General features: G+C 56.4%; 12 protein-coding genes. 5 read left to right on the top strand and 7 right to left on the bottom strand.

Annotated features, from left to right (window positions below; genetic code table 11):
• A partial coding sequence (locus CKW17_RS17805; protein WP_141234576.1) for an IS4 family transposase occupies positions 1 to 662 on the top strand: 662 nt, incomplete at its 5' end.
• A 45-nt stretch (positions 663 to 707) separates the two neighbouring features.
• Here CKW17_RS17805 and CKW17_RS17800 read toward each other — a convergent pair.
• The 6 genes from CKW17_RS17800 to CKW17_RS17775 all read right to left on the bottom strand — a co-directional run bounded on the left by CKW17_RS17800 (position 708) and on the right by CKW17_RS17775 (position 4,367).
• The gene (locus CKW17_RS17800; RefSeq protein WP_095120818.1) at positions 708 to 1,187 is read right to left on the bottom strand and encodes a helix-turn-helix domain-containing protein; all 480 of its coding nucleotides are present in this window, start codon (positions 1,185 to 1,187) and stop codon (positions 708 to 710) included.
• Positions 1,188 to 1,318: 131 nt separating this feature from the next.
• On the bottom strand, positions 1,319 to 1,591 hold the full coding sequence (locus CKW17_RS17795; protein WP_095120817.1) for a type II toxin-antitoxin system RelE/ParE family toxin: 273 nt from the start codon (positions 1,589 to 1,591) through the stop codon (positions 1,319 to 1,321).
• The gene (locus tag CKW17_RS17790) at positions 1,591 to 2,034 is read right to left on the bottom strand and encodes a hypothetical protein (RefSeq protein WP_095120816.1); all 444 of its coding nucleotides are present in this window, start codon (positions 2,032 to 2,034) and stop codon (positions 1,591 to 1,593) included. Before CKW17_RS17790 ends, CKW17_RS17795 begins: the two co-directional genes overlap by 1 nt.
• A 156-nt stretch (positions 2,035 to 2,190) precedes the next feature.
• Positions 2,191 to 2,490 carry a hypothetical protein gene (locus CKW17_RS17785; protein ID WP_095120815.1) on the bottom strand — a complete coding sequence of 100 codons (300 nt, stop codon included), beginning with the start codon at positions 2,488 to 2,490 and terminating at the stop codon, positions 2,191 to 2,193.
• Positions 2,491 to 2,855: 365 nt separating this feature from the next.
• Positions 2,856 to 3,998, bottom strand: a complete 1,143-nt coding sequence (locus CKW17_RS17780; RefSeq protein WP_095120814.1) for a hypothetical protein — start codon at positions 3,996 to 3,998, stop codon at positions 2,856 to 2,858.
• Positions 3,999 to 4,106: 108 nt separating this feature from the next.
• The gene (locus tag CKW17_RS17775) at positions 4,107 to 4,367 is read right to left on the bottom strand and encodes a hypothetical protein (protein WP_095120813.1); all 261 of its coding nucleotides are present in this window, start codon (positions 4,365 to 4,367) and stop codon (positions 4,107 to 4,109) included.
• A 303-nt stretch (positions 4,368 to 4,670) separates the two neighbouring features.
• Between CKW17_RS17775 and CKW17_RS17770 the strand changes: the two genes are divergently transcribed.
• The 4 genes from CKW17_RS17770 to CKW17_RS17755 all read left to right on the top strand — a co-directional run bounded on the left by CKW17_RS17770 (position 4,671) and on the right by CKW17_RS17755 (position 9,372).
• A complete protein-coding gene (locus CKW17_RS17770; RefSeq protein WP_095120812.1) occupies positions 4,671 to 5,174 on the top strand; it encodes a polysaccharide deacetylase in 504 nt (167 codons plus the stop codon).
• 182 nt (positions 5,175 to 5,356) lie between these two features.
• Positions 5,357 to 7,285, top strand: a complete 1,929-nt coding sequence (locus CKW17_RS17765; RefSeq protein ID WP_095120811.1) for an ATP-dependent DNA helicase RecQ — start codon at positions 5,357 to 5,359, stop codon at positions 7,283 to 7,285.
• A gap of 213 nt (positions 7,286 to 7,498) precedes the next feature.
• Positions 7,499 to 8,725, top strand: a complete 1,227-nt coding sequence (locus CKW17_RS17760; protein WP_095120810.1) for a 3-hydroxyacyl-CoA dehydrogenase — start codon at positions 7,499 to 7,501, stop codon at positions 8,723 to 8,725.
• Positions 8,726 to 8,946: 221 nt separating this feature from the next.
• Positions 8,947 to 9,372: a thioesterase family protein gene (locus CKW17_RS17755; protein ID WP_095120809.1), complete on the top strand. Its 426-nt coding sequence runs from the start codon at positions 8,947 to 8,949 to the stop codon at positions 9,370 to 9,372.
• 68 nt (positions 9,373 to 9,440) lie between these two features.
• Here the strand turns inward: CKW17_RS17755 and CKW17_RS17750 are convergent, their stop codons facing one another.
• The gene (locus CKW17_RS17750) at positions 9,441 to 9,923 is read right to left on the bottom strand and encodes a glycine zipper domain-containing protein (protein ID WP_095120808.1); all 483 of its coding nucleotides are present in this window, start codon (positions 9,921 to 9,923) and stop codon (positions 9,441 to 9,443) included.
• Between the last annotated feature and the right edge of the window lie 126 nt (positions 9,924 to 10,049).

The following is a 10,049-nucleotide window of genomic DNA, read 5'->3' as shown; positions in this document are numbered from 1 at the left end:
CAGGTGTCGAACGCCACTGGCTGATGCCGCTGAAAAAAGGCTCGCAGTACGAGGTGATCCAGCGTTTGGGGCGCCAGGATGCGATTGTTTTGCTGAGCACTTCGCCGCAGGCCCGCAAGCAATGGCCTGGGCTGCCGGAGCGGCTGACCGCGCGACTGCTGAGCAAAACCGTCAAGGGCAAGGTGTGTCAGATTCTGACCTCGATGGCTGACCCACTGCGTTTTCCTTCCGACGAGATCGTTGATCTGTACAGCCAGCGCTGGGAAATCGAATTAGGCTTTCGGGAAATGAAGCAGACGCTGCTCAACAGCAGCTATACGCTGCGTAGCAAGACACCCGAGATGATCGAGCAAGAGTTGTGGGGCGTGTTGTTGGGCTACAACTTGTTGCGCTATCAGATGGTGGAAATGAGTCGCCACTGTCCTGGCATTTACCCGTGCGAAATGAGCTTCACCGCGTGTACCTGGGCGATTCTCGGGTTTATCAACAGCGTCTCGGCCGACCGTTCCGGGAACATCCCCAAGTATTTGGCCGAGCTTCATGCTTCAGCGCCGCACTACGTTCTGCCGCATCGACGTGAGGAGCGCGTTTATCCTCGGGCGATTCGGCTGAAATCGCCGAAGTATCCGATCAAAAATAAAAATGCCAGTCAGCTTAACTGACTGGCATTACCCTTCGGGGCGGCTTTTTTGTGGGCGTTTTTCTTGCTATGTGCCCTGCGAGGGCTTTCGCGTCAGCAATTCAGACAGCGAGTGAGTATTCATTGGGAAGTTCTTGAGTTTGTCTTCACTCACATATGCGGCTTCGATAACGCTCGTGTGTGAAGTCGGTAGTTTTCTTTGTTTTGGAATATCGAGACTCGGTTCACTCGCTGATTTTTTGCCGAGTGAAGTCTTAGAGGAAAGAAGCCTGGAGTCCTGCAGTCGGTAACCGAGTTCATCCGTGGAACCCAGAAGATTCAGATCTTGCTCGAGACCTAGTACGTGCATCACTGACAAGTACGCTCCCATTGTGACGCCTGCACTACCTGCTTCCAGTGAGCGTAATGTCATGACTGACATTCCAGCCCTTTCAGCGACTAGTTTTGCAGTGAGTCTGCGCCTAAGACGGGCCAGTTTCAGGCGCTCACCAAGATCGTTCAAGAGTCGTGCAACCTTCGGAAGTAGCGGCGAGGTTCTCCTGGCCATAAAGCTAAAATTCCTTCACTTTTGGGGTGATAACAACGGAATAATTACAGTTGACCGGGGGGCAAGGAGTTACGTTTACCCTTGGGTCATTCAACCTTCTGAGCGCCCCATCACTCAACTGTCTGACGTGATCACGGCCATTGTTGCCTGGCATGCATCACTCTCAATACTTCCACACATTCGTTTTTGATCGTGTAAACGATGACGTAACTGGGGGTTGCGACGATTTCCCGTGTTCCTTCAACTCTGCCCTTTCTGTACAGCGTTGGACGCTGTCGGGCGAGCTCCCCTTTTGATTCAAATATCTCATCGAGGTCAGCCGCTGCTTCAGGGTTGTCCTGACTAATACGATCCATAATCCGCTCTCGGTCAATATGCGTCTCCGGACGCCAAATCAACTTCATTAGCGTACTCGTTTACGCAGGGCATCACGCTTGGCGGCAAATATTCGGCGGGTTTCTTCATCGCTAATACTAGGTCTTGGATCGTCAATACTGGTCTGAACCTGCCGTTTGAACCATTCGTCATATGCGGCTGCCTCATGCGCTTGTTTCATTGCTTCGGCGCGATCAGGACGAGCGTATGTTTTCATTTGCGATGGGTCATAGCTGGAAGCGTCAACATCGAACTGGCTGATACCCAGTCCTCTCAAATAGGTCACCAGTGTTTCAAGCCGTTTGAACAGGCGCACCTGGCCACTCCGTTGCGCTGTTAGCGTATGTTCTTCATTGCCATGCTGAATTTGAATCGTCCAGCCACCAGGCTTGGCGACGATACTTGTGCTTCTTACAGAGCCGTTTTCAATCAGGCGACTGAGAGTGCTGTGATCAATGGTTTCAGTGGTCATGGAGGCAAACTCTTGGCTGAACAGTGGCGTCCATCGTACGCAATCAATAGTAGTTTGCAAAATTCAACTCCTGGCAGTAGACACCGAGTGTCCAAAATTACGTTCGTTGGTGAGGCAGGCGATTCTTGTCGGAAACACACCTGCCTGAGATTGTTTTCAGGCTGGATCCTTCCAATTGAGCATTCGCTGCTGCGCAACCTGCAGCAGGTCACAGCCATCCTGCGTCAGCAGATAGAGGGCGTGGGTGATGTGGGGGATGTCTTCGACGTCGGCTTGTTTGAAGCTGAGGCAGTAGAGGGTTTTTAGCAGGTCGCTTGAAGCGCGCAGGCGCTGGACGGCGCATTCTAGGATGTCTTGCGGGTTGGCGGCTGTGTCGATGAGTAGAGGCTTGGTGTCGGTGAGGTTGGATTCGAGTGGGCGGTAGCGATCAGGAGTAAGCGGGTTCCATGCTTTCATTGTTCTTCTCTCTATAGGCTTTTCAATAGCCGCCGCCATCATGACCAAACGATGGGAGGCGACTGTGTTCGGGTTGGTCAACCAGAGAGAGAGAACTCCGTGTACGCCGAAGCGTCCCAAACACAGCCGCCATAAAGCATGCCGCACAATAGATGGCGGCAAGCATACAAGGGCATGCGCAGTTTCTCTCTCTCAATTTCAGGTGACCAAACCCGAGTCGCTGATTTGGCAGCGACAGTCACGACTATAGATTTGACTTACCAAGCCGCGATAGGCGGCAAGGGAGTCTGGGTTTGTAGGAATGGGACGAATAGCGGATAGGCCATTACTGTAGGTTTTTTCGTCCGTTCACGCGCCCACGGCCTTCAACCAATAACCCGATACGCCGCCACATCCAGCACACTCGTCGTCAGCCCCGTCGCAGGCGCGTAGATCGTGCCTTTCACCGCCGAGAACGGCACGCCTTTGCTGCCCAGAGACACGTAGCGTTCGCCTTTATCCAGTTCGGTGAAGTAGGTGTAGGAGATATTGTGCATCCGTTTGTACCGGGCTTCATCGCGGACGATGCCGTTGGTGAGGTTTTGCAGGTCGGTCTGGGTCAGGTTGAGGGTTTTGTTCAGTTGTACGCCCCAGCGCTTGAGGCACGTTTCGGCGTAGTGACGGACCACGCGGCCAGGTTCCACCAGGGTTTTCAGGTCGCTTGCGCTGGCAGGCACGCCACCGTCAGCTGTGGCGTTGCCGGCCATGGTCGCGTGGCGGCCGGCCATGGGGTAGACGCTGGTTTTGGTGCCGGTGGCGGTCTGCGGGATCACGCAACTGAAACCCTTGGAGCGTTCATCGCGGGCATAGAAGGCGACATATTCTTTGACGTTGGTGCCGAGTTTGACCCGGTTTTCCTGGAAGTTTCCGATACCCGGAACAGGGTCCAATGCAAAGATGTTCACCGGAATGTTTTTAAGTTGGCTGTCCTTTAACATCGCATTGGCCAGCATGTGGCAACTTATGCCGCCTCGGCTCCAACCCACCAGATTGACGCGGGTGGGAATAATGCCATCTTTGCGGAACGTTCTGATGATCCCTTCCTGTAACTTCTGTTGAGTGATGCTACGGTCGCCGTAGTTGTACTTTCGCCACATCCACGAGCCTTCGACTTTGACATCGTCAATAGGAATACCGGCGGCTTTGAGGCGGTTGTATTCGGCCTCGGTGAGTTGTACGCGCTGCCAGTCGCATTTGCCCTTGATGATATTGATGGCGTGCCGCACGTTTTCTTCCCAGCCTTTGCCGAACAGTGTGCCGGACACGCCGTACTCCTTGGTCTTGGTGAACAGGTCGTCAGCTTGCAGGTTGCCGCTGCCGGGTCCGTCGACGACGATCCATTCGGCGAACTCGCGGCCGGTATGGTTGGCAGCCAGTGTGGAAACCAGTTCGCCGTCCCAGAAGTTTTCATGGGCGGTATCGAACTTGTTGGAGCCAGTGCCGCAAAAAAATATAGTTAAAACTGTCATGGTGTTGCTCTCGTTTATTTGTAAGAGCGAACAAGTTAGTGTGAGTTGCATGTACAAATAAAGAGTGTTGGTGTTTCCGTATTTGTAGAAGAGTTAGTTGTGTGTTGTTTATGATGGTTTTTGTTTGGCGACTTCAAGCAAGTCGCAGCCATCCTGAACAAGCAGATAAAGCGCGTTAACGATGTTGGGAATATCTTTCACGTCAGCCTGTTTGAAACATAGGCAATAGAGCGTTTCCAGCAAATCTCCGGCCGCGCGTAAACGCTGATCGGCGGCATTGATCAGGTCAGTCTGGCTGGAGTGGCTGTCGATAAGCAGCACCGGGTTTTCGCTGTAGCAGGTCTTGAGTGGGCGATAGCGGTTGATCATGGTGAGGCGTGTCCTGTTCGAAGGCGCTGGGGCGGGCCGGCAGAGTGTTTGCAGCCGCGCCGGCCACTATAGAAGGGCGTTTCTCTGTGGGACAAGACAGCCGCAATGGACAGTATTCGTAGGGGTTTTTCCGTGGTTTGAGGAAATGCCCTACGTGTTTTCGCAGCTTTTTCAGGCCAAAACCCTTAGGCGTAATAATTCCTACTTGTTTGTCAGGCGATTCGGGCTAAAGCGCTGTATCGTGCGCGCCAGAATCTGTAGGGCGTTTCCAAACGTCTGACACGCGCTTAAAGGGAATTAGGTATGCACTGGCTACGAATGGCCGCGATTTTATTGCTCGGGCTGAGCACTTACCGTTTGACCATGGCCTCGGACGTTGGCAATGCATGGGTGCTGGATCGTCTCGATCGCACCGATTGGCCGGAGGCACTCATCAGCCAGGCGAGCATGGACACGGCGTCGCGTGGTGAAGTGTTGATGTTCGCCAAAGCGCTGTTGGCCAGCGAAGCGCTGGATGAAGAGGGGCTTGAGCAGCGACTCGGTGTGCCCCACGTGCAGCTGAAGTCGATTCGCCACGTGCGCGACGGCCTCTGGGAGGGATTGCTGAGCACCTATCGCAACGCCAGTCAGAGCTGTGATGAGCAACCGTTCTGCCCGCGTGTGCGCAGCGTCGCTGATCTGCGTCAGTTGGCGGCAGCGTTCACTGGCGACATCAGTCCGGCCCATGCGCTGTGGGCGAGCAAGAGCCAAGGTGTGCATGAGCAGATGCTCAATGAGCAGTTGCGGGTGGCGGTGTTGCGTCCCTGATTTTTTAAGCTTTGTGGTGTGGCGGCTGGCCTCTTCGCGAGCAGGCTCGCTCCCACAGAGTGCCACGGTGTTCGTGGCATCCGCTGTATCATTCCGAATCGATTTGGCCCCGACCTTTTCTCGACTCGCTGCGATCGCCCGCTAGGCTGTTGGCATGGCAGCAGTCAATGGAGTGACAGCGAATGCACAACACCCTGGAACAGGTTTTTGGTTTTCCACAGTTTCGACCCGGACAAGAGACGGCGATCAGCGCGGTGCTGGCCGGGCGTTCGGCGGCGGCGATTTTTCCCACCGGTTCCGGCAAGTCGATTTGTTATCAATTGCCGGCGCTGATGCTGCCGCACCTGACGTTGGTGGTCTCGCCGTTACTGGCGCTGATGCAGGATCAACTGGCCTTCTTGCAGCGTCATGGCATATCCGCAGGCAGCATCGATTCTGCGCAGAGTCGCGATGATGCCAATGACGTGATGGCCCGCGCCCGTTCGGGTGAATTGAAGATTTTGATGATCTCGGTGGAGCGCTTGAAGAACGAGCGCTTTCGCAACTTTTTGCAGCAGGTGCCGATCTCGTTGCTGGTGGTGGACGAGGCGCATTGCATCTCGGAATGGGGCCACAACTTCCGGCCCGATTATCTCAAGCTGCCGGACTATCAGCGCCAGTTCAACATCCCGCAAACTTTGCTGCTGACAGCCACTGCAACGCCGAAAGTCATCGCCGACATGCAGGCCAAATTTTCGATCGCCGCCGCCGATGTGGTGACCACAGGCTTCTATCGGCCCAACCTCAACCTGTTGGTCGAACCGGTGCGCGGCCAGGACAAGCGGCGGCGTCTGGTGGAATGGATGAGTGATCGTCCGGGGCAGCCGAGCATCGTCTACGTGACCTTGCAGAAAACCGCCGAGCACATCGCCGAACACCTTGAGCGCAACGGCATTCAGGCCGAGGCGTATCACGCGGGTTTAGCCCACGACAAACGCGAGGCGATCCAGAAGCGCTTTATGGCTGGGCAGTCCAATTGCATCGTTGCGACGATCGCTTTCGGTATGGGTATCGACAAGAGTGATATCCGCAATGTCGTGCACTTCGACCTGCCCAAATCCATCGAAAACTACAGTCAGGAAATCGGCCGTGCGGGGCGCGACGGGCAGCCGTCGGACTGTCTGGTATTGGCCAATCGCGACAGCCTCAACGTGCTGGAAAACTTCGTCTACGGTGATACGCCGGAGCGTGATGGCATCCGCTATGTGCTCGACGAACTGAAGGCCTCGGTGCCGGAAGGACAGTGGGAGTTTCTGCTCGGGCCATTGGCGGATCAGAGCAATATTCGCTCACTGCCGCTGAAAACATTGCTGGTGCAACTGGAGCTGCGCGGGTTGATCGCGCCGCGCTATGCCTACTACGCCGAATACCGTTTCAAATATCTGCTGGAACCGGAAGCGCTGCTTGAGCGTTTTGACGGTGAGCGCAGGGAGTTCGTAGCCGCGATCATTCAGACCTCGACGCGCGCGCGCACCTGGGCCACGGTGAATTTCGAGGCGATGTATTCGCAATATTCCGCCGAACGCAATCGGGTGGTGAAGGCGCTGGATTACTTTCAGGAAAAGGGCTGGGTCGAGCTGGAAAGCAAGCAGATGACCGAGGTCTACAGCCTGCTGAATAGTGACTTTGACAGCGATGCCCTGAGCGCTGAGCTGCATGACTATTTCACCCGACATGAGCAGGCCGAAGTGGCGCGCATCCACGCGATGCTTGAAGTTTTTGCCACCGAGCGTTGTCTGGGTTATCGCCTGGCCGAGTATTTCGGGGATCGCAATGCGCCTGAGCGGTGTGGGCATTGCTCGGTGTGTCATGGCCAGGTTGCACGGTTGCCGGCACCACCGGAGTTGCCCGCGCTTGTGGATAAAAACTTTGCGGCGTTGTGTGGCGATTTTATCCACAGGCATGAGCAGCACACCGGGGTCATCCCGACAGCGGAGCGGGTAACGCGGTTTCTGTGCGGGATCAGTGTGCCGCTGTTTACCAAGCTCAAGGCGCGAGCGATTCCCGGGTTTGCGGCATTGGAGGAATATCCCTACGCCGAAGTCCGCAACTGGGCGCAAGAGCACCTCTGATCGTTGTAGGAGCTGCCGAAGGCTGCGATCTTTTGATGTTGATTTGTTCAAGATCAAAAGATCGCAGCCTTCGGCAGCTCCTACATTAAGTGTCATCAAGGCGGGGGCTCTATCCATCCGCTGAATGTCGATCATCACGGTAATAAACTTCAAAAACCGTCGTTGGCTGACTATGGTTGAGGTCTGTCTTTGGATCGCCAACAAGAGAACAACATGAGCCAGACATCCTTCGATATTCAGCAGGCCGCGGTGATCGGTGCGGGCACCATGGGCCGGGGCATTGTCATGTGCCTGGCCAACGCCGGTGTGACGGTGCAGTGGGTGGATAACAATCCACAGATGCTTGAGCAGGCACTCGCCACCGTGGCCGAGACTTATGCACATAACGTGCGCCAGGGCCGGATTGATCAGGCCGAGGCGGATGCGCGTCTGGCGCGAGTCAGTGCGGCGGCGGATTATGCGGCGATTCGCAATGTCGATCTGGTGATCGAGGCGGTGTACGAAAATCTTGAGCTGAAGCAGAAGATCTTTCGTGAGCTGGATGGTTTGCTCAAGCCTGAGGCGCTGTTGGCGAGTAATACCTCGGCGCTGGACATCGATGCGATTGCTGCCGCGACAAGGCGCCCGGAGCAAGTGTTGGGCCTGCATTTCTTCAGCCCGGCACACATCATGAAGCTGCTGGAGATCGTGCGCGGCGCGCAGACTTCGCCGGCCGCTCTGGAAGCAGCGCTGGCGCTGGGCCAACGCATGGGCAAGGTCAGCGTGGTGTCGGGCAATTGCCACGGGTTTATCGGCAATCGGATGTTGCATCCGTATGTGCTGGAGGCGCGCAAGATGTTGCTTGAAGGCGCTTATCCACAGCAGGTCGACGCGGCGCTGCAAGGTTTCGGTTTTGCCATGGGGCCGTTCCGCATGTACGACGTGGTCGGCATCGATCTGGAGTGGCGTGCACGCGAGTTGGCCGGCAAGGGGCAGGATGCGCCAGAGGTTCAGGTAGATAACCGTTTGTGCGAGATGGGCCGGTTTGGGCAGAAGTCCGGCAACGGTTATTACCATTACGAACCTGGCAGTCGTCAGGCTGAGCACGATCCTGAGGTCGATGCGCTGGTATTGCAGGTCAGCGAAGGGCTGGGCTTCCAGCGCCGCGAGATTGGTCCGGAGGAGATTCTGGAGCGCAGTTTGCTGGCGTTGGTCAATGAAGGCGCGAAGATTTTGCAGGAAGGCATTGCCGAGTCGGCACACGACATCGATCTGGTGTATCTGAACGGCTACGGCTTCCCGGCGGACAAGGGCGGTCCGATGGCGTGGGCGGATCAGCAAGGGCTGGCGGATATTCATCAGCGCTTGCTGGCGCTGGAGACGCGGCAGGGCGATCAGTGGAAACCGGCGCGGTTGATTGGTGAGTTGGCGGCGCAAGGGAAGGGGTTTGCTCAAGCTTAGTGTTACGGCGAAAATCTATCCCCCTCACCCCAGCCCTCTCCCCCCAAGGGGGCGAGGGGGAAAGGGAGCCGATTTTCGTGTGTTTCAGAATTTGAGTTCGAATCGAAAGCCTCAGGTCGGTGTATTCCGAGAAAACACCTCGGTCAGTCCCCTCTCCCTCTGGGAGAGGGCTAGGGTGAGGGCTAGCGGCCTCACTGAAAAACAGGAGAATCAGCCCAACCATGTCCACCCCTCAGCGCACCGACTATCCGCACTTCCAGCCTATCACCACGCGCTGGCACGACAACGACGCCTATGGTCACGTCAACAACGTCACCTACTACAGCTTCTTCGATACGGCGGTGAACACCTACCTGATACAGGTTGGTGGTCTGGACATCCATGACGGCGAGGTGGTGGGGTTTGTGGTCAGTTCGGCGTGTGATTACTTCGCTTCGATCGCCTTTCCGGACCTGATCGAGATCGGTCTGCGAGTCGGTAAGTTGGGCAACAGTTCAGTGCAATACGAGCTGGCGGTGTTCAAGGTCGGCGAAAGCGAGGCGTGTGCGGCCGGGCGTTTCGTGCATGTGTTCGTTGACCGGGCGAGCAATCTGCCAGTGCCGATTCCTGCCGAACTGCGGCAGGCACTGGAATACCTGGTGGTGTAAACGGCAAAAAAAAATCGCAGCCCTTGGGCTGCGATTTTGCTTTACCGGCCAGCGAGGTGTTTGAGGCCTCAGTCGCGATGGTATTTGTGATGCTTGCGGTGGCCGTAAGCGTGGCCGCGGCCCGGGTGACGGTCGCGGTAATAACCACGGTCACGATCACGACCGCGATCATAATGACGATCATCGTCATCGCTCTTGTTGCCCATGTAGTTGCCCAGCGCGCCACCGGCGCCGCCACCCGCTGCGGAGCCGATCAGGCTGCCGGTGGTGCCGCCCATGCTGCGGCCGACTACGTTACCGCCGGCTGCGCCCAGCGCACCACCGATGGCGGCTTCGCCACGGCTGCGTTTGTCGGCACCAACCGCACTACCACCCGCGCCGCCCAGGGCTGCGCCGATGGTGGAACCTGTATTGCCGCCTAAGGACTGACCGACGACCGAGCCAAGAACCCCGCCCAATGCGCCGCCCACACCTGCTTCGGTGGTGCCGCCTGCGGAAGCAAAACCACTGACCAGGCCAAGGGACAACAAGAGAATCGAGGAGAACTTCATAGATGAGCCTCAAAGGGATGACGGCGCCGATCCTGAGGCTGTGTGACAAGCGTGACAATCGAAATCCGACGAATAACACGACTTGTATACAACTTTGCAAGTTGCTGTTTTTTCACCGGAACTTAA

Source organism: Pseudomonas sp. Irchel s3f10, assembly GCF_900187515.1.
In the GTDB taxonomy this organism is placed as follows: domain Bacteria; phylum Pseudomonadota; class Gammaproteobacteria; order Pseudomonadales; family Pseudomonadaceae; genus Aquipseudomonas; species Aquipseudomonas tensinigenes.
Note: the sequence above shows the minus strand (reverse complement) of the source record. Positions and strands in the feature narration are given on the sequence as shown.

Bases quoted from the DNA above. Each gene is read 5' to 3' on its own strand.
- CKW17_RS17785 (WP_095120815.1), bottom strand. From the start codon at position 2,490: ATGAAAGCATGGAACCCGCTTACTCCTGATCGCTACCGCCCACTCGAA.
- CKW17_RS17755 (WP_095120809.1), top strand. From the start codon at position 8,947: ATGTCCACCCCTCAGCGCACCGACTATCCGCACTTCCAGCCTATCACC.
- CKW17_RS17800 (WP_095120818.1), bottom strand. From the start codon at position 1,187: ATGGCCAGGAGAACCTCGCCGCTACTTCCGAAGGTTGCACGACTCTTG.
- CKW17_RS17780 (WP_095120814.1), bottom strand. From the start codon at position 3,998: ATGACAGTTTTAACTATATTTTTTTGCGGCACTGGCTCCAACAAGTTC.
- CKW17_RS17795 (WP_095120817.1), bottom strand. From the start codon at position 1,591: ATGAAGTTGATTTGGCGTCCGGAGACGCATATTGACCGAGAGCGGATT.
- CKW17_RS17775 (WP_095120813.1), bottom strand. From the start codon at position 4,367: ATGATCAACCGCTATCGCCCACTCAAGACCTGCTACAGCGAAAACCCG.
- CKW17_RS17790 (WP_095120816.1), bottom strand. From the start codon at position 2,034: ATGACCACTGAAACCATTGATCACAGCACTCTCAGTCGCCTGATTGAA.
- CKW17_RS17750 (WP_095120808.1), bottom strand. From the start codon at position 9,923: ATGAAGTTCTCCTCGATTCTCTTGTTGTCCCTTGGCCTGGTCAGTGGT.
- CKW17_RS17770 (WP_095120812.1), top strand. From the start codon at position 4,671: ATGCACTGGCTACGAATGGCCGCGATTTTATTGCTCGGGCTGAGCACT.
- CKW17_RS17765 (WP_095120811.1), top strand. From the start codon at position 5,357: ATGCACAACACCCTGGAACAGGTTTTTGGTTTTCCACAGTTTCGACCC.
- CKW17_RS17760 (WP_095120810.1), top strand. From the start codon at position 7,499: ATGAGCCAGACATCCTTCGATATTCAGCAGGCCGCGGTGATCGGTGCG.